Below are 18,331 nucleotides of genomic sequence, written 5' to 3'. Positions count from 1 at the left end.
TTTTGCTGTGATATTTTTGCTTAGTAGTATTAATTATTTAATAAATATTTTATTTCGATTAAAACTTCTATTAAATGTAGTAAATGTGGTGAAAAAAATTAAATTTGCGCAAACTTAAAAAACTAATCATTAAACTCAAAAAACCATGATATGAGAAGAATCTATCTCGGTGCATATACATTATGCACAGTCTTAAGTGTGTCTGCACAGGAAGTTCTCTGGCAGAAAGACATCAAATCTTCTACTCAGGATTTCTTAAGCCAGGTAACGACCACCATCGATCAGCAATATCTTATCACAGGAAGTTCTATACAAAGCGATAAGCTTCAGGCTACAGACAGTAAGCAGAATAATGGCTATGATTTTCATTTGGTTAAACTAAATCAGCAAGGCGAGCAGGCATGGGAAAAGTATTTCTCAGGACAAAATCACGATTATTTATCAGCAACCGTCACGACGCAAGATGGAGGATTCCTTTTGGCTGGAACTTCTTATTCAGGAAAAGGACTGGATAAAAAAGATGAAGCAAAAGGAGGATCGGATATCTGGCTGATCAGGATTAATGAATTTGGGGATGAATTATGGCAGAAAACCTTGGGAAGCTCTTCTGATGAAGAAGCGAGATCGGTTATCCAAACTATGGATCAGGGCTTTATTGTTGCTGGTAATGTCCAAAACTCATTAAAAGGTTATGGCTCTAAAGATGTATTGATCATTAAGCTTGATAAAGACGGTAAAGAAATCTCACAAATTATCCTTGGCGGGAAAGGTTTAGATGAAGTAGAGAAAATGATTCCGACCAGAGATGGTGGAGCTTTACTGGGAATCTACTCACGAAGCGGAAATAATGGTCATAAAAAAACAGAAAATTACGGAGAGGGTGATTATTGGATCGTTAAATTGGATAAAAATGGAAAAGTAGAATGGGAGAAAAACTATGGCGGAAAAGAAGATGATCGCCTCAGAACCCTTGCTTTAACGTCCAATGGGTATGTTATTGGTGGAGAGTCCAGATCTGATCGTTCTGGAAATAAAACAGTAGGAATTGAAGAAGGGACAGACCTTTGGCTAGTAGCTTTGAACGAAAAAGGCGATGAGCAGTGGCAAAAGTCCTACAGCTTTAAAAACCGTGATGTTTTAATGGGAATGAGCGTGATTCATTCCGCTGATGATAAGTCTTCAAAAGGCATTTTATTAGGTGGTTATACTCAAGCAGAAGGAAGAATAGAAACGGATGATGAAACTTTCTGGATGCTGTATCTTGATGGAAACGGCAATGAACAGTGGCGAAAACATGTGAAAGGCGAATCCAGAAAAAGAGAAGAAAGACTTTCAGATTTAAAATTAAACAGAGACGGCTCTATTATTCTTGCCGGAACCAGTGCTGAGGAATTAGGCAAAGAGAACTGGAAAATTGTAAAGCTTGGTGATAAACAGGTGAGTGATCTGATTGAAAAATATGACATCAAAATTTATCCAAATCCAGTCACAGATTACGCTTATGTAGAAATCGGTTTTGATTTTAAAGAAGCTGAAATTATGCTGTATGATATGGGTGGAAGGCAGTTACAAAACCTGAAAACAAAGAATAGAGTGACTAAGATTAATACCCAGGCATTGGTTCAGGGAGCTTATCTGATTACTATAAAAACTAATGATAACAAAACAGCGAATGCGAAGCTGATTAAGAAATAACCATGAGAAAAAAAATTATAACCGCATATTTTCTGTTCACATTTTTTAATTTTTTACAGGCACAAGGCTCTACTGACTTTAATAAAGATGTAGACAATATCAATAAAATGTTTCCTGCAGCTCCTACAGCAAATAACTTGATGAAGTTTGAAGAAGTGCCGGTAAGTTATTATACAGGAATTCCAGATATTAATATTCCGCTTTTCAATATTCCTACTAATAACTCCAATGTCAATCTGAATATTCAGTTAAAATATCATCCTTTAAGTGCCAAGCCAGAAGACAGAGCCAGCGAAACTGGTCTGGGTTGGAGTTTGATTGCCGGAGGAACTATTACCAGAACGGTAAGAGGAGGCGTGCCTGATGGAAGAACGGAATCGACTTTTATGTCTTCACCTCCCGCCTCAAAATACGGTATTTATAAACATGATTTTAACCCTACCTATAAACTGATATTTGATGATATGACCAATTGGAATATCAATGAATATTCTTTTTATGCCGGAATTGGTAAGTATGATTCAGAATATGATTTGTATCAATACAACTTTATGGGACAATCGGGAAGATTTATTATTAAAAGGAATCTCAGTGGAAATTATGTAGCAGAAAAACTGGATAGAAATAATTTGAAGATTACCAGTACCCACGATACAGGAGGTGAAGTACAGACGATAACCATTACAGATGATAAAGGGATTCAATATCTGTTCAAAGGGATGGAGAACTCATCTAAGGATGTGTCTAATATAAAAATAGGTTTGATTAACAATTCTGGAAATCCATCAGGAAACTCAGGTGGAGCTCCGTATTTTTCTGCTTATCATTTAGAAAAAGTTCAGGATCAAAATAATAATGTATTACTTACTTTTAATTATGAGCAGGCTTCAGAAGTTAAATATCAAGACCCTGAAATAAAGACCACCAGACTTGCCAAAAATATCTTGTATGATCATGTCAATACCACGATGAATCCGGACAGCCAGATGCCTGGAGCCATAGAGACGCAGTATGTTTTTAACACAGCCTATACCAAACTTCTTACCAGTATTTCCATTACGGATAAAGGGAGTGTCAATTTTACATATGAAAAAGGGAGAAGTGACTCCAATTATTCAAATTCTTCAGAATTATATAAACTTAAATCTGTACAAAGTAATATTATCGGGCAGAATACAGGAGAATACATTGATAAGTATTCTTTTGATTATGATTATACAAGTTCTAATTATCTAAAACCGAATTCTCCTGTTGAAAACCTAAAAAAACTCTTACTGAAGAAGGTTACAAAGTTGAATACCGGAAATAATTTAAATGTCTATACAATAGATTATAATAACCTTCCCAAAACATTTGAAAAAGACCCTTGGGGGTATTATAAGGGAGATAATCCGGCTGATATTATTCAGGATGTGGTTAAGTCCATTACGTACCCAACAAAGGGAAAAGTAGTTTTTGATTTTGGACAAAATATATATAGCCATTTTGCAGGATTTACTCAGCCCATGGAAGCATTGACAGGGCATTGGGTAGATCAGAATAATCTTTTTGAAGCAACCGGTTTAAATGTTTTTAACTCTGATATTAAAAAGCCATTTTTTACACTTCAATCACCACAAACAGTAAAACTGAATCTTGATCTTGGGAATTTGATTTATTCAACATGGGAATTTAAGGTTTATAAAAAAACAGGTGAAAATACTTACTCACCATCGGTGATTAGTAATTTTGGAAGGTCATGGCAATCCTGTATAAGCACAAGTAGCTTCCAATGCCCAGACCTTAATCCAGGACCTGGAGGCGAACTAATAACTGAGTCTTTTATGGAGACTGAAGAGTTATCGCCAGGAGAATATTATGTTTCATTAGAAGGGGAGTATGGAGTAACTCATAGACCAATTTCATTTTATTTTACAGCACAGACTAAAGAGCGTTATTTTAATAATTATATTACTCAAAATGGTGGTGGGATAAGGGTTAACGGCATTAAGTATATTGATAATACAGGAAAATCAGCTAAAGAGCTGATCTACGATTACCGAGATATTGAGAATCCACAAAAAAGCAGCGGAGCATTGGTTTTTCCACCTCCTGTTTTTAATTATAGTGAAAGCATTACGTATAATTATCATCCCTCTTTGTCCGATGCTAATATATATTATCATTGTGATTCAGATACAACAACCAATTTTAATATTATTCCATCAGAAAAGACCCAGGGATCAGATGTGGGATATAAATATGTTACGATAAAGCAGGTTATTCGTGATAATAACAATAATATTACAGATGATTTAGGGAAGACTGTTTACAAATTCAGATCTCCGATTGATTTTCCAAATCCGGAGGTTTTCCTTCTGGAAATGCCTATACTTCCTATAACGAACCATGATTATTTAAGAGGACAGACTATTTTTGAGAAGAAATATGATGCTGCCGGAAAAATACTTTCTGAGGTCAATAATGAATACGCTTCCCAGGTTTTTGAGAAAATGGAAAGTGTAAAATTGAAAGATGCTTATTATAACAATATTGATCCTGAAAGATATAAATATAAAACCTATACTGCTTTCCAAGGCTCATATCCTCAAACTATTTTGGTTACTCCTTATAAGCATTTTGCTAAATATGGTATCACACTCCCCACCAAGAAAACAGAAACCTCTTACTTCTACAGAAACGGAGTTCAGAATTCGGTAACTACCACCACGAACAGCACTTATAATGTTAATGATTATCCATCTTCAACCACTCAGGTTCATCCCGGTGAAGTTTCTTCGATCACGAGTTATCAGTATGCTACAGAAAAGAACAACCAGAAGCTGATCAATGCCAATATGATCGGTATTCCATTGGAAACAAAAGTTGTGGAAAAGAAGAATAGTGCTGATGCCGGAAAAATAACATCAAAATCAGAAATTACCTATAATTATCCTACAGGGATCTTCCCTGATGCGGTGAATGCATTAAATGTTCAGTCCAATACGATGGAAAATGCTTTAAAGTACGATTTGTATGATGCCAAAGGAAATCTCCAGCAATATACCACAAAAGATGGTGCTTCTACTGTAATTATCTGGGGGTATAATGGTACACTGCCCATTGCTAAAATAGAAAATGCAAAACTGTCTGATATTGATCAGTCATATATTACTTCTATTGTAGATGCTTCCAATCTGGATGCCGCCGCAGGTAGAAATAATGACGAAACGAATTTGTTGGAAGCTTTTAGACTTTTTAAGAGTAGCCTGATTAATTCTCAGATTACTACTTATAGTTATGATCCATTAATCGGGGTCAGAAGTATAACTCCGCCTTCAGGAATCAGGGAAGTATATATCTATGACGAAAGTAACAGGCTGAAAGAAATCAGAGAAAACAATCAAGCCGGAAAAGTATTAAAAGAATTCAACTACCATTACAAAAACTAATAACTGATGAAAAAAATAATAATTCCTATAGGTATGTTGCTGATTGCCCATTCTGCATACGGGCAGCTTACGCAGGAAGAAAACTATGTGCAAACCAAAACTTATCTTGATTATAATGCCTCAGGTCAGGCTACCAAAGTTTCAGAAACAGTTCAATATTTTGACGGTTTAGGCAGACCCAAACAAACCGTGAATGTAAAAGCTTCTCCATTAGGAAGGGATGTCGTGAGCTCGGTAATATATGATCCGTTTGGAAGACAGACCTGGGATTACCTTCCTGTACCTCAAAATGGAACCCAAAATGGAGGTATTTATACGCAAACCTCCGGATTTTCAGGATATCCTGTGGGAGATCCCACGGGAGTCTATGCAGGTGAAAAGATCCACAGTGAGAAAATATTGGAAAGTTCTCCATTGAATAGAGTTCAGGAACAGTATCAGGTCGGTAATGACTGGACGGGGAAACCTGTGAAGTTTGAATACGATGCCAATCTTCATGAAGATTATGTAAGAATGTACGAACCAACCACAACATGGGTTGAAGGCAGAACTGAAACAGCTATTGCGCTCAATCAGTATTTTTTTCCTTCACAGTTATACAAAAATACCATTACCGATGAAGATGGGAATAAGACCATAGAATTTAAAAATACAAAAGGGCAGCTTATTTTATCCAGAAAAGTTCTAAATGCTTCAGAAAATGCGGATACCTATTATGTTTATAACGAATATGGACAGCTTGCTTTTGTTATTCCTCCTTTAGCATCAGCGCCAACAATAGTGGACTCAACCAAAGAAAAACTGTATTATCAATACCGTTATGATGGCAGAGGAAGGCTCGTAGAAAAGAAACTTCCCGGCAAAGGTTGGGAATATATGGTATATGATATACAGGATCGTCCGGTAGCAATTCAGGACGCTAACCTTCGGGCAAAAGGACAGTGGATCTACACAAAATATGATCAGTTTGGAAGAGTTGCTTATACAGGAACGAACATTGGAGGAAATAGATTAGATGAACAGTCTCTTGCTACTGGTTTCGGAATAAACAACGTAAAAAGGTCAAGAGTTGTATTTTGGAATTATAGTGGAATGGATATTTATTATGATCATACGGGTACCTATCCGAATTTTAACTTTCTAAATATTTTGAGTATTAATTATTATGATAATTATCCGTTCTATGGTTTCAGACCTCCTTTTCCGTCTAATATTCAGGGAGAACCTGTTCTAACGGACTCTTCATCACCAGAAGGTAAAAGTACAAAAGGACTTCCCGTCATGACTTTGATTAAAAACATTGAAGATGACCGTTGGACCAAGAATTATACTTATTACGATATGAAGGGAAGGGTTATTGGTACCCATTCCATCAATCACTTGGGAGGATATACCCGAACGGAATCCAGGCTTGATTTTGTGGGGCTGCCTTTAAATACCGTTACCACCCATAGAAGATATGACAGTGATGACGGGATTACCATCGCGGAACGTTTTGTGTATGATTCCCAGAACAGGTTGTTGCAGCATTGGCATAAAGTGGATAGCAAACCAGAGCAGTTGCTGGCAGAGAACACATACAATGAACTGTCACAGCTTAAGAATAAAAAAGTAGGTAATAATCTTCAAAGTATCGATTACGCTTATAATATTAGAGGCTGGATGACTGATATCAATAAAGATCAGATGGGAGTTGCGGATCTTGGAGGAAAACTATTTTCTTACAAAATTAAATACAATCAGAAAACTGGAATTACCAATCCGGATTCCGCTTTATTTCCCGGAAAAGATGTAAAACCTAAATACAATGGAAATATAGCAGAAGTAGATTGGCGAGCAGTAGAATCTTTGGGCGCTAACCCATCACTTACTCCAAAACGATATGGCTACGCTTATGATTCTCTGAACAGACTGACAGCTGGCTATTATCAGAACCCGCAGAATCCCAACAGTAAGGAGCATACGGAATCTTTAAGTTATGATCTGAATGGCAACATTACCAATCTGTACAGGACATCTGTGATGAACGGAACTACAGCCATGGTCATTGATAATCTGGTCTATAATTACGGAACGCCCGGCAATATAGGAAACCGCCTCTTGGATGTCAGGGATAATTCCACGAATAAGGCAGGTTATGAAGGAGGCGGAAAACCTATCAATTATGATGTGAATGGAAATATGACCGATATGCTGGATAAAAACATATCAAGGATCGGCTATAATTATCTTAATTTGCCCAATGATATCCTGATTGAAAAAAGTGACATCGAAACCACCACTGTCAAGACAAAATACACCGCTACAGGGGTAAAACTTAAAAAAGAGTTTACATCTTCCATTGTAGGCATTGCAGGGGTTTCCACTACAAAAAAGACCACTGATTATCTGGATGGTTTTCAGTATCTGAAGTCTGAAGCTACAAGCCCGGGTGGAGGGGGAAGTACGGAGTCTCTTTCTGAAACTTCTGTGGCGATGGAAAGGCAGGCTTTTACGCTGCAGGGCCCTGTCAATCCAACAGATCCTGATATTGATCCGCCTTTTGGAAGCGGTGATGGTGGAAATGTTGAATACAAAATGCCTGATCTGCAATTTTTTCCAACCGCAGAAGGGTTTTATGATTACAAGAAAAACCAGTATATTTACCAGTACAAGGATCACCTTGGAAACGTAAGAATAAGCTTTGGCAGAACCAGCGCAGGCGCTCTTGAAATTACGGATGCCAATGATTATTATCCATTTGGAATGAACCACCTAAAAACCGGAAATGCTTTCTTTGGACAGGGGAATTATAAGAATTATAAATACAACGGGAAGGAATTGCAAGAGACGGGGATGTATGATTATGGAGCGAGGTTGTATATGTCAGATCTAGGAAGATGGGGTGTGGTGGATCCATTGGCGGAGAAATATAGAAGGTGGTCTCCTTATAATTATGCTATGAATAACCCAATTAGGTTTATTGATCCAGATGGACGTGGGGTTGCTGACATTCGTATAAATGGGACGGAGTCAGATAATGCATTAAAAGAATTACAAAAATCAGTAGGAAGTGACATAACGTTATCAAGAGATACTAAAAGTGGAAATATAACTTATGTACAAAATACAAAAGGAAGTTTATCGGGTAATTCAGCAGATGTAGCTAAAATTATTAATGATCACTCAGTTGTAGTTAATGTAAGCGCCGAAAATAAACTTACTACGAGTAGTGGTTTGACCCATAATGGAGGGGCGTTTTTAGGAAATTCTTTAGATGCATCCACAAAAATCGTTACAGGAGAACAAGCAATTAATCCAGAAATATTGGGAAGACTAGGTGATTTTGCAGGTAAACCTGGAGAAGGTGTTCTACATGAGATTTCAGAATCCTATGAGGGGGCTTTAATTTCCAGAAAAGAAAATAATTATGTTGGTGCAGCTACACAAAGTGATGCCCTAGATTCAAATAGTGTTTATTATAGAGCTCATAATGCAGCCGTTAAGCAACCAGGCGGAAATATGGAACTTCAATATATGACAAATGATGGATTGATTCTTAAAAATCCAACAGGTCTAACAACAGGTACCAATGGTACAGATGTTAAGAAAATTATGTTTAATTCAAGTGGTAGAACAATTTTTACAAAATATCCAGATGGAACATTTACAACATATTAAATTAAAAAATTATCTGTTTATCTTCTTCTTTTTTATTTTATGTATCGGAACATTGATTAGTTGCAAGACAAATAAAAATGTGTATTTTGAAAAAGATAGTGTAGATGGATATACTGTTTATAAAATCGATTCGATTAATAATTATTATTTGGTTTACTTAAATTTTAAGGATAGAAATTATAAAATTGTTTCAAAAAAAGATGCATCAATTAAATGCAAATCTATTAAAGTTGGAGACATATACAATGTTTTTAATTTAAAAAGAATGATTAGACCTGAAGACTATATACCCAAAAATATTGATACAGCAAGTCCTTTGTCTTTTGTTCCCGATTGCATCAAGTTGGATGAACAAACTCAAATGTGTAGAGAACGAGGAATGGATAATATTTATACTTCAGATAATTTAAAAAGTCTTTGCTATATTAAACAATTATTTTCTCCATATAATCTTCCGCCTTTGAACAAATAAGAAGTTTTTTGACGCGTAAAGTTTGTGACTTTGAAAAACTCTGAAAGCAAAGAAGGTTTTACCGTTGTATTGCATTCTTGCAGAACAGGAAGAACCACAGTTGATAAAAATGGAAATCTTACAGAATCTGTAGCAGAAAAAATGTCAGGCTCTAAAGAAATGAAAGACGTTACTATTATTGCTCCTGATGAAAGAGATGGTTTTTCAAATAAAGGAACTTAAGTTGGACCACAGTCGACTAAAAATACTGATAGTTCTTTATAAATTACTTTTCCCAGACAAGAACAGTCATAAGGATAGAAAATGCGGCGTTTATATTCGTAAACTCCAGAATCTTGTTTCTTTTCCTGTGCAGAAGCCAGAAAACCAAAACCAAAACAGAAGAAAAATAAGATTTTAGACATTAGAGAACCTCTACATTTATTTTAAATAATAAAGAGGCGACAATTATAATTGATCATAAACAAACAATAAAATTAAATAAAAAACAATTACCAAAATATAAATTTATATATGTAGATAAAGACAAAAATCATTATAAGATTGAATATACAAACAATGCAAAATCTTTTCTGTAAAAAGAATTAATACACAAAGTCTCTTTAAATAAAAACCATTGTGATCACAATGGTTTTTTTGTTAAATTAGAAAATGATTATTCAGATCAGTGTAGACAAAGCTAACCAAGATTTAAAAGGACCTGAAAGTGAAGTGGTCCCAGATCAGAAGGAAAAAGAAATAATGGAACAATCTATTAAACAAAGAAATGAATAAAAGAAAATTGTATTTACTGAACAGTCTTATAATCTTACTATTTTGTAGCTGTATTTCTAAAAAAAGACAAATTGTTTCGAGGAGTCATCTAAATCAAATAATTGCTGATTATTACTATGATAATAAAGAAATTACATTAAATCAAAAGGAAATGATTATAAAAGAGTTTAGTGAGCTTGTTTCTATTGAAAATCTTCAGGATAATACAAAATTCAAAGGTGCTAATGGAATGTATAGTATATCATTAAATATAACTCATACCACAGGAAGTCTTCTGGTATTATGTAACAATAAAAACTACATTTATATGATAAAGCCAAATATGATAACTAAATTAAGGAGAAATGATTGTGATGGAACTATAGAAATATCAAATGAAAATAATCTTACTATGAAATTAAAAAAGATTGAAGAAGATAATGCTATTATTAAAAGTAAGAACTTATTGCCTTCCATTCAATAATTAATTGCTAAATGTACTCCTGATAGCCTTTTTGCTAATCCCTATATTATGGTTTAATTGGAATGTTTGGAATAGTGTTAATTCTGAAAAAATGGGACAATGAATAAAAGTAATCATGCAAGTGGATAATTTCCTGCTTCAGCTTATTAAAATTTAAACTATGAATTTAGAAAATGATATTATAAGATATAAATATAGATTAATACAGAGTATTAAATTACTTGCATTAGATTTTTACATACAAAAGGAAATCTATAAACAAAAAGTAGATTTTGAAATTGATATCAGATTTGATGTATTAATGAATTACATGTCAGATTATGAATTAGTTCCCCAAATTTTCCGAGAAAATTTAGTATCTAAAAAGCAGTATAATAGTCTAAAGATATTAAATGAATTATGCGAATCATATATAATAAAAGAATATGATGATTTAAAAGAATATAAGAATTAAAACTTTTGCAAGTGAAGTTTTAAAAGATCTTGGAGAAAATGAAGATTATCCAGATATAAAATTTATTTAAAAAAAGACACTTATCTATATTATAAAAAAATATCATGGAGACAAAAAAACTATATGATTATTTTTTAGATACTTTATCCCATTGTGGTACATTTATTCTTGATTCCAATAAAGAGGATATTGAATATCAAATTTTTGAAGAATTTGATATTGGAATTATTTCTTTTTTACATGAAAATTCATTGAAGCAGTTGTTAGATTCAAAATTCATTACTTTTGATGTATATAATAAATGTTTATTATTAAGAAAGCAAGTATTAGAACTACAAGAATTAGATTTATGGAAAATAGATTTAATAAAAACTAATGAAAAATGGAGGGACGTTATTTTGCTTTGTGACGAAATCAAAGATATGATTTTAAAAAATTAAATAGTCGCTCAATATTTTAAATAAAATAAATAAGCTTTTTAACACAATAATAACCATTGCAACATTGCAGTGGTTTTTATTATTCTAAGCTCCATAAAAATCATTTGAAAAATACAGGACCAAATTTAAGATACTCCAAAATGTAACAAATTCACCCCAACATCCCACTAATACCATCAAAAACTAAGTCAAATGAAAATAAAATCTACGCTATTATTACTTCTCCTTGCCAATTCCGTTTTTGCTCAGAAAGTATGTAATGAGTTTTATCATCAAAAATTTACTCAGAAACAATTGGAGCAGGATGTGGATTTTATAAAAGAAAAGATTGTGAATGCTCATGTAAATCCTTTTACGGAAATTTCAAAAGAAGAGTTTGAGAAAAAATATACAGATATCCGAAAGTTCATGAAAGATGGAATGACCCAAAAGGATTTCTATTACCTTGCCAAACCGTTGATTGTGACATTAAACGATGAACACAGCAGCCTATCTGATTATTGCGTTACAGACAGTATTAAAAACAATATGAAGGTTTTACCACTGAAATTTAAGTATGGTAGTGGTAAAATGATTTTGACGGAAAATTATTCTGATAACCAGCTGGATATTGGAGATGAATTAACTTCTTTAAATAACATTCCCATCAATGAAGTATTGAAAACCTGTGCTCAGACTATTCCCGGAGATAAAGACGAAAGAATTTCGATGGCTGTTGACAAGTTCTGGATTATGATCAATAAATTCTGCTATTTCATCAAAGATAATTATGATCTGAAATTCAAAAGCGGATATCAAACGGTTGTCAAAAGTATTTCTTTGGAACAGTTAAGGAAAAACGCTTCAAATGCACCACAGAAAAAGCAGGAAAAGTTTAAGCCTATTGATTATAAGGAAATTAAAGATGTTGGCTATCTGGCTGTGAATACCTTCAATGACAGACAAACATATCCTATTGAAGAATGGAAAATAAAATTCGACAGCATTTTTACCCAAATTAGAAAAGATAACGTAAAAAAAATAGTTATTGATGTGCACAACAATTCTGGCGGAAATTCTGCGATAGGTAATCTTTTGATCAGTTATTTTTCAGGTAAATCTTATAACACTTATCAGGGAAGATGGAAGAAAAGCCAGGAGTATGTAGACTATTTGAAAAAAGACAATGAAAGCGTACCAGATTATGAAAAACTTAAGAACGGAGACTATTATCCAATGAAGTCACATTCAGTAAAAGCTTCAAAAAATCCATTAATATTTAATAAAAAGACCTATGTGATTGTAGGGAAAAATACGTTTTCAAGTGCAATGATGTTTGGTGCAATCGTTTTGGATAATAAACTGGCGGAAGTAGTAGGAGAGATCCCTGAAAAAGGACATCCTAACCATTTTGGTGAACTTATTGAATTCCAGACACCCAATACGAAACTTGATTTCCGTTTTGGTGTTAAAGAATGGATAAGACCAGCAGGAAATATTACCCCGAATAAACTTATTCCTACAAAAATCATTGATTTAAATGATAAAACAGAAGAACAGATTATTGAACAACTTTAATCTGATTTTAATAAATGAAAAGCAGAACAGGATTGATTTCTGTTCTGCTTTTTTATAAAGCTCAAAATACTTATCTGTCAATCAGAATATTTTTGACAAGTGTTTGATCACCTACTTTTAAAATCCCGATATACAAACCTTTTTCCAGCGTTGAAACATTGATGCTGGTTTGATCGTTTACCTTAAGCAAAGACCTTCCTGCCAAATTGGTCAGTTCAAAGCTGAATTTATCGTTTTTTTCCGGTAATTCAATATTTAAAACACTGCTTGCCGGATTGGGGTATATTTTTGCTGTTTCCAAAGAGTTATTAGCTGCTGTTTTATTCATTAGCAGAGTAGTGGAAGCTGTTGCAAAATGCTGTAAGGCTCCTACAGTTGCTTTTCCTATATTGTAAACATATACCGGATCCACATTAGCAAAAGTATCCTTGGAAGTATGTGGATAGCTGCTTCGTATTCTCTCAAAGAATCCTGTAATAACTTCACCTTTCTGTTCAAAAGGGATATAATCTGTATCTTCCGCAGGATCTACAGCAGTCTGAAGAGGAGAATAAAGCGCTGTACAGTTTCTAAGTTGTTGGGTCACAGCCGCAGATGCTGCATTATTACTGGAAAGCCCGCCCTGATCTTCATCACAGTATACGGTATTGTTAGTATTACCTTTTACACCACCTACTTGATCCAGATTAAAAACAAGTTTTATATCCAGTTTACGTACTCCTCCTTGGTAAACCACATTATTTACATAGTGGGAACTCCCTATTAATCCTTGTTCTTCTCCAGAAAAATGGATGAATTTAATAGAATAATCGGTAGGTACATCCTTTAATATTCTTGCCGCTTCCAGAATAATAGAGGTTCCGCTTCCATTGTCATTCACTCCCGGACCATTAATGGTATCATAATGTCCACAAATAATCACATATTTGTTCGGATAAAGTGTTCCGGTCTTAGTGATGATGAGGTTTTTGGAAGTTGCCGACCCGTAGGTAAAAGAGCTTTCTACCATTTGACTTGCTGTGTATCCATAAGAAAGATACTTGTTTTTGATCCAGTTTAAAGCATTTGTATTAGCTTGGGTTCCTGTTTTTTTGATTCCAAGATTTCCAAAATCCTGAAGGTTTGCCGTAATATTGGCTTGGGTCACCATATCAGCTCTGTCTTTATAAGCCTGAATAAAATTTTGTGCAGCAAGACTCTGCATCATCAATGCAGCGCATGCAAATGTGGTAATTCTTTTCATATAATTTATTTGTTTTGGTATTGCGAATGTAGTAAATAAATCACAATAAAGTGTTTAAAATTTTATGGATTCCATAATTATTTTACAGAAAAAATAGAAAGTGTCATTTAATATTTTGATAAACAATATATTGCTATAAAACAAAACCCCTTGATCGGATTCAAAGGGTTAAAATATTTTCAATAAAAGATGATTTTTAAATAAAACTATCTGGCTATAAGAACTTTTCTAACCACAGTTTGATCTCCTGATTTAAAAATTCCTACATAAGCACCGTTTTCCAGATTTGAAACATCTACTTTTGTCTTATTTTCAGTTTTAAGCATTGATCGTCCCTGAAAATCTGTAACCTCAAAACTAAAATTCTTTATTTTGGTGTCTGGGAGTTCGATATTAACTGTATTTTTTACAGGATTAGGATAAATTTGTAAAGCTTCCAGAGAATTCTTGGAAATTGTCTCATGAGTTCCTAAGGTTTCCAGAGCTACGGCAAAATGTTGTAGAGCGCCTACAGAAGCTTTCCCGATCTTATATATATACACCGGATCTGTATTGGCAAAAGTATCATTGGAAGAATGAGGATAGTTACTTCTGATTCTTTCAAAAAAACCGGTAATGACTTCTCCTTTCTGTTCAAAAGGAATATAATCAGTATTTTCAGCAGGATCTACCTCTGTCTGCAAAGGAGAGTATAATGCCGTACAATTTCTAAGCTGTTGTGTTACAGCAGTAGATGCTGCGTTATTACTGGAAAGCCCGCCCTGATCTTCATCACAATAAACTACATTATTACTGGCACTGTTAATCATTTTTCCTCCCACTTGATCAAGATTGAAAACCAGTTTAATATCAAGAACACGATTACTTCCCTGATAAGCTACATTATTGGCATAATGATAACTGCCTTTTAATCCTTGCTCTTCACCAGAAAAATGAATAAATTTTATTGAGTATTCTGTAGAAACCGTTCTCAGAATTCTTGCCGCTTCAAGCATAATGGAAGTTCCACTACCATTATCATTGACACCGGGTCCGTTAAGGCTGTCAAAATGCCCGCAAATAATTACATATTTATTAGGATATAAGGTTCCTTGCTTGGTAATAACTAGGTTTTTTGAATTAGTTACTGAAAAGCTAAAAGGATCTTCTACAATCTGATCAGCAGTGTATCCGTAGGAAAGATATTTTTCTTTCAGCCAGTTTAAGGCGTTTGCGTTTTCCTGAGAACCGGTGGTTTTTATTCCAAGAGCGGCAAACTGCTGTAAGTTTGTAATGATATCCGATTGGGAGACCGCTTCAGCTCTGTCTTTATAAGCTTGAATAAAACTTTGAGCCCCAATACTTTGCATTGCGATTGATGTAAACAAAAATACAGCGATTTTTTTCATTTTATAATTTATCTCTTTTTCGGGTGCTAATATAGTAATTAATCACTGTTTTCCGTGGATATTCTGTCTGTATTATTTTGTTTGATTTGTGAATTAATAATTATTTTGTTTTAAAAATACTTATTACCAATGAAATACTTTTAATTATACTGATCCACTATTAAACAAAAAAAATCCCGGAAAATTCCGGGACTTATATTGATAACAAAAATAGTATTCTACATTATTTTACTTGATCTACAACTGCTTTGAAAGCTTCAGGGTGATTCATTGCTAAATCTGCTAAAACTTTTCTGTTAAGCTCGATGTTGTTCTTTTTAAGAGCTCCCATAAATTGAGAGTAAGACATTCCGTGCTCTCTAGTTCCCGCGTTGATACGAGTGATCCAAAGTGCTCTGAAGTTTCTCTTTTTCTCTTTTCTACCACGGTAAGCATATTGCATTGCTTTTTCTACCGCGTTTTTAGCTACAGTCCAAACGTTCTTTCTTCTTCCGAAGAAACCTTTAGCTTGCTTAAAAATTTTCTTTCTGCGAGCTCTTGAAGCTACTGCATTTACTGATCTTGGCATAATTTAAATTGTTTTTTTGAAAAGGGCGGCAACTGATGTTACTCTTATTTGCACCGTTTCAGGGTTAAATTGTTGAATTTGTTTTTGAATTCTTATAAACCGAATATAGATTTATAAAAACTACTTAATTGCTAATTGACGTTGAACGCTTTTCTCGTCCACTTTAGCTACGTAAGAAGTAGTAGTAAGATTTCTCTTCTGCTTAGTTTCTTTCTTAGTTAAGATGTGGCTTTTGTAAGCGTTTTTTCTTTTGATCTTACCAGATCCGGTAAGAGCAAAACGTTTCTTAGCACCTGATTTCGTTTTTAATTTTGGCATTGTTCTGCTTTTTTATTGTTTTTGTTATCAATATCTGTTTTTGGTTATCCCTGAAGACACCAGGAATAATAGTGTACAAAAGTACGAAAAAAATATCAATCTTTCCTTTCTAAAACAAGACTTTCTAAAAATATCTTACTTTTTGGGGTGATTATAATGGTTAATTCACCGTTTTTGTATGCAATATCAGCATCAAAATCTAAATTTTCACCTGTTGTTTTTCCTAAAGACCAGTTTCCTTGAGGTATATTATGAAGAGATAGAGTGTGTTTTTTTCCTTTATCCATCTCTTTTAAAAGTTTATTTTCCGAAAATACACTTACATCTTTCGAAGAAGAATCGAAAAGATATGCAGGGATTGACAGGTTTTTTCCGTTTTGTTGAACTCCTGTATTCTTACCATATTTATTAAAGAATAAAGTATACTCCTGATCTTTTTCCTTTGTTTTCACTTTAACATAGTCATTGTTAAAAGTCTTATTAGCTTTCAGTTGATCCCCTATATTAAAGTTAAGTTCACCACCAATATGAAAAATGATAATATCCGGATTTCGTTTCATGACATAGTTGGCATCACCCAATTCATGGGCTAACGCTCCGTTTCCAAAGTTTTTAGGCGGATGCCTTGGAATATAATAATCATTTAACCCAAGCATATCCAGCGTAGGAAGCTCAGAAGCATAAGGAATGCATCCTGCCGCAGTTACTGCAACCAGTGTTTGATTAGGGAATTTTGTCTTTAATGTTTTTCCAAGATTCATTCCTCTAAACTCCCATCTTTCATCAATAGCACGATCATTGTCAGGTATTTTAGATTGAACCAAAGCGTTGACAATTACCAGGAAAATGAAAGTAATACTTACCTTTTTTGATTTCAGATTGATCTTTTTAATGTATGATAGTCCGAAAATAATAGAGAACGTAAATGCAATCAGTACAACATAATAATGTCTGAACGCAGGGAAAATATCACCGCCAACCATCGTTACATAGCCCACCCATGCAGCAGTAATCAATAATAAATAATATCCGAAAGGGTGTTTTTTTCTCACAAGGAAATAAAGGGAAGCCAATCCCAATCCTGATAATAGTAAAGTTCCAAAGAAAGCCTTGAAATTATAAAAACCACCTCTCAGAATATGATGGAAAGTCACTTTTACCTTTACCAAAGCTGTATTAGGAACCAATTCTCCATAAAAACTATAACGGAATGCAAGCTGTCCCAATAAAAATAGGGCAGGAATGATAGCTGTCGCTAAGCCTATTGTAATCAATTGCTTTCTGTTTCTTCCAAAACGCAACAGTAAAAATCCGGATGTTAAGATTGTAAACAAGAATCCGTCAGGTCGGGTAAGTGCTAAAAGACCAAGCCATAAGGATAAAAGATAGATTGTTTTAAAGCTTTTATCATTAATGATTTTCGATACTTCAATAACTATCAAAGTAAGCAGAAAAGCATATAAAGGCTGTTCAAGACCACCGATTGCCCAAATTGGAAAACATGGAGTAGTTGCCAATAAGGCTACTCCAAGAAAAACATATTCCTTTTTTATATTTTTATCTTTAAAATAGTAAAGAATACTTCCCAAAGTTCCCACAGAACACAGAATACCCAGAACTCTTGCGGCAAGAATAAGATCCATTCCTAATTTTCCCAACGCTGAAACTGCCAGAACCCAAAGTAGATTAGAATAACCTTCCACGGGATGACCTTCGTTCCAGGTAAGACCTTTTCCTTCTATGAAACGTTGCGCGTAACGAAGTGATATTAAGCTGTCATCGGAAAAAAAAGGAAAGTAATAATAACATCCAAGACAAAAAATGATGGCTGCAAGTAAAAAAAAGGATAAATATCCTAATCTCATGGT

Annotated in this window: 16 protein-coding genes; 10 read left to right on the top strand and 6 right to left on the bottom strand. The window is 34.1% G+C overall.

All coding sequences use genetic code 11. The features are described 5' to 3' along the window. Nucleotides 1–150 precede the first annotated feature (150 nt). From BBI01_RS10010 to BBI01_RS09990, 5 genes are read left to right on the top strand one after another with little or no spacing between them, the layout of a single operon-like run. On the top strand, nt 151–1,695 hold the full coding sequence (locus BBI01_RS10010; protein ID WP_065394525.1) for a T9SS type A sorting domain-containing protein: 1,545 nt from the start codon (nt 151–153) through the stop codon (nt 1,693–1,695). A gap of 2 nt (nt 1,696–1,697) precedes the next feature. Continuing rightward, nucleotides 1,698–5,126: a hypothetical protein gene (locus BBI01_RS10005; protein ID WP_065394524.1), complete on the top strand. Its 3,429-nt coding sequence runs from the start codon at nt 1,698–1,700 to the stop codon at nt 5,124–5,126. Between the two features lie 6 nt (nt 5,127–5,132). Then, complete coding sequence (locus tag BBI01_RS10000) at nt 5,133–8,786, top strand: DUF6443 domain-containing protein (protein WP_065394523.1); 3,654 nt, start codon at nt 5,133–5,135, stop codon at nt 8,784–8,786. Then, nucleotides 8,764–9,258: a hypothetical protein gene (locus tag BBI01_RS09995; protein ID WP_065394522.1), complete on the top strand. Its 495-nt coding sequence runs from the start codon at nt 8,764–8,766 to the stop codon at nt 9,256–9,258. Before BBI01_RS10000 ends, BBI01_RS09995 begins: the two co-directional genes overlap by 23 nt. A 30-nt stretch (nt 9,259–9,288) precedes the next feature. Further along, on the top strand, nt 9,289–9,480 hold the full coding sequence (locus BBI01_RS09990; protein WP_123862129.1) for a hypothetical protein: 192 nt from the start codon (nt 9,289–9,291) through the stop codon (nt 9,478–9,480). Here the strand turns inward: BBI01_RS09990 and BBI01_RS09985 are convergent. Next, on the bottom strand, nt 9,477–9,662 hold the full coding sequence (locus BBI01_RS09985) for a hypothetical protein (RefSeq protein WP_065394520.1): 186 nt from the start codon (nt 9,660–9,662) through the stop codon (nt 9,477–9,479). The genes BBI01_RS09990 and BBI01_RS09985 overlap by 4 nt on opposite strands. A gap of 247 nt (nt 9,663–9,909) precedes the next feature. Here BBI01_RS09985 and BBI01_RS23140 point away from each other — a divergent pair, with 247 nt between their 5' ends. From BBI01_RS23140 to BBI01_RS09965, 5 genes are all read left to right on the top strand, one after another. After that, nucleotides 9,910–10,032, top strand: coding sequence for a hypothetical protein (locus BBI01_RS23140; protein WP_262487289.1), 123 nt, complete (start codon nt 9,910–9,912; stop codon nt 10,030–10,032). After that, nucleotides 10,025–10,495, top strand: coding sequence for a hypothetical protein (locus tag BBI01_RS09980; protein WP_065394519.1), 471 nt, complete (start codon nt 10,025–10,027; stop codon nt 10,493–10,495). The genes BBI01_RS23140 and BBI01_RS09980 overlap by 8 nt, the downstream gene beginning before the upstream one ends. 160 nt (nt 10,496–10,655) lie before the next feature. Continuing rightward, the gene (locus BBI01_RS09975; RefSeq protein WP_065394518.1) at nt 10,656–10,949 is read left to right on the top strand and encodes a hypothetical protein; all 294 of its coding nucleotides are present in this window, start codon (nt 10,656–10,658) and stop codon (nt 10,947–10,949) included. Between the two features lie 104 nt (nt 10,950–11,053). Next, a complete protein-coding gene (locus BBI01_RS09970; protein ID WP_065394517.1) occupies nt 11,054–11,389 on the top strand; it encodes a hypothetical protein in 336 nt (111 codons plus the stop codon). A 192-nt stretch (nt 11,390–11,581) separates the two neighbouring features. Continuing rightward, nucleotides 11,582–12,946, top strand: coding sequence for a S41 family peptidase (locus BBI01_RS09965; protein WP_065394516.1), 1,365 nt, complete (start codon nt 11,582–11,584; stop codon nt 12,944–12,946). Between the two features lie 70 nt (nt 12,947–13,016). Here BBI01_RS09965 and BBI01_RS09960 read toward each other — a convergent pair whose 3' ends face one another. The 5 genes from BBI01_RS09960 to BBI01_RS09940 form a co-directional block, all read right to left on the bottom strand. Next, a complete protein-coding gene (locus tag BBI01_RS09960) occupies nt 13,017–14,189 on the bottom strand; it encodes a M28 family peptidase (protein WP_065394515.1) in 1,173 nt (390 codons plus the stop codon). Between the two features lie 206 nt (nt 14,190–14,395). Then, nucleotides 14,396–15,577, bottom strand: a complete 1,182-nt coding sequence (locus BBI01_RS09955) for a M28 family peptidase (protein WP_065394514.1) — start codon at nt 15,575–15,577, stop codon at nt 14,396–14,398. 223 nt (nt 15,578–15,800) lie between these two features. Then, nucleotides 15,801–16,145, bottom strand: coding sequence for a 50S ribosomal protein L20 (rplT, locus tag BBI01_RS09950; protein ID WP_034694451.1), 345 nt, complete (start codon nt 16,143–16,145; stop codon nt 15,801–15,803). A gap of 120 nt (nt 16,146–16,265) precedes the next feature. Beyond that, complete coding sequence (rpmI, locus tag BBI01_RS09945) at nt 16,266–16,463, bottom strand: 50S ribosomal protein L35 (RefSeq protein WP_002979658.1); 198 nt, start codon at nt 16,461–16,463, stop codon at nt 16,266–16,268. A gap of 95 nt (nt 16,464–16,558) precedes the next feature. Further along, entirely contained in the window at nt 16,559–18,328 is a 1,770-nt protein-coding gene (locus BBI01_RS09940) for a DUF8728 domain-containing protein (RefSeq protein WP_123862128.1), read from the bottom strand. Between the last annotated feature and the right edge of the window lie 3 nt (nt 18,329–18,331).

Source organism: Chryseobacterium artocarpi, from assembly GCF_001684975.1.
Taxonomy (GTDB): Bacteria; Bacteroidota; Bacteroidia; order Flavobacteriales; family Weeksellaceae; genus Chryseobacterium; species Chryseobacterium artocarpi.
Note: the sequence above shows the minus strand (reverse complement) of the source record. Positions and strands in the feature narration are given on the sequence as shown.

Bases quoted from the DNA above. Each gene is read 5' to 3' on its own strand.
- BBI01_RS10010 (WP_065394525.1), top strand. From the start codon at position 151: ATGAGAAGAATCTATCTCGGTGCATATACATTATGCACAGTCTTAAGT.
- BBI01_RS10005 (WP_065394524.1), top strand. From the start codon at position 1,698: ATGAGAAAAAAAATTATAACCGCATATTTTCTGTTCACATTTTTTAAT.
- BBI01_RS10000 (WP_065394523.1), top strand. From the start codon at position 5,133: ATGAAAAAAATAATAATTCCTATAGGTATGTTGCTGATTGCCCATTCT.
- BBI01_RS09995 (WP_065394522.1), top strand. From the start codon at position 8,764: ATGGAACATTTACAACATATTAAATTAAAAAATTATCTGTTTATCTTC.
- BBI01_RS09985 (WP_065394520.1), bottom strand. From the start codon at position 9,662: ATGTCTAAAATCTTATTTTTCTTCTGTTTTGGTTTTGGTTTTCTGGCT.
- BBI01_RS23140 (WP_262487289.1), top strand. From the start codon at position 9,910: ATGATTATTCAGATCAGTGTAGACAAAGCTAACCAAGATTTAAAAGGA.
- BBI01_RS09980 (WP_065394519.1), top strand. From the start codon at position 10,025: ATGAATAAAAGAAAATTGTATTTACTGAACAGTCTTATAATCTTACTA.
- BBI01_RS09975 (WP_065394518.1), top strand. From the start codon at position 10,656: ATGAATTTAGAAAATGATATTATAAGATATAAATATAGATTAATACAG.
- BBI01_RS09970 (WP_065394517.1), top strand. From the start codon at position 11,054: ATGGAGACAAAAAAACTATATGATTATTTTTTAGATACTTTATCCCAT.
- BBI01_RS09965 (WP_065394516.1), top strand. From the start codon at position 11,582: ATGAAAATAAAATCTACGCTATTATTACTTCTCCTTGCCAATTCCGTT.
- BBI01_RS09960 (WP_065394515.1), bottom strand. From the start codon at position 14,189: ATGAAAAGAATTACCACATTTGCATGCGCTGCATTGATGATGCAGAGT.
- BBI01_RS09955 (WP_065394514.1), bottom strand. From the start codon at position 15,577: ATGAAAAAAATCGCTGTATTTTTGTTTACATCAATCGCAATGCAAAGT.
- rplT (WP_034694451.1), bottom strand. From the start codon at position 16,145: ATGCCAAGATCAGTAAATGCAGTAGCTTCAAGAGCTCGCAGAAAGAAA.
- rpmI (WP_002979658.1), bottom strand. From the start codon at position 16,463: ATGCCAAAATTAAAAACGAAATCAGGTGCTAAGAAACGTTTTGCTCTT.
- BBI01_RS09940 (WP_123862128.1), bottom strand. From the start codon at position 18,328: ATGAGATTAGGATATTTATCCTTTTTTTTACTTGCAGCCATCATTTTT.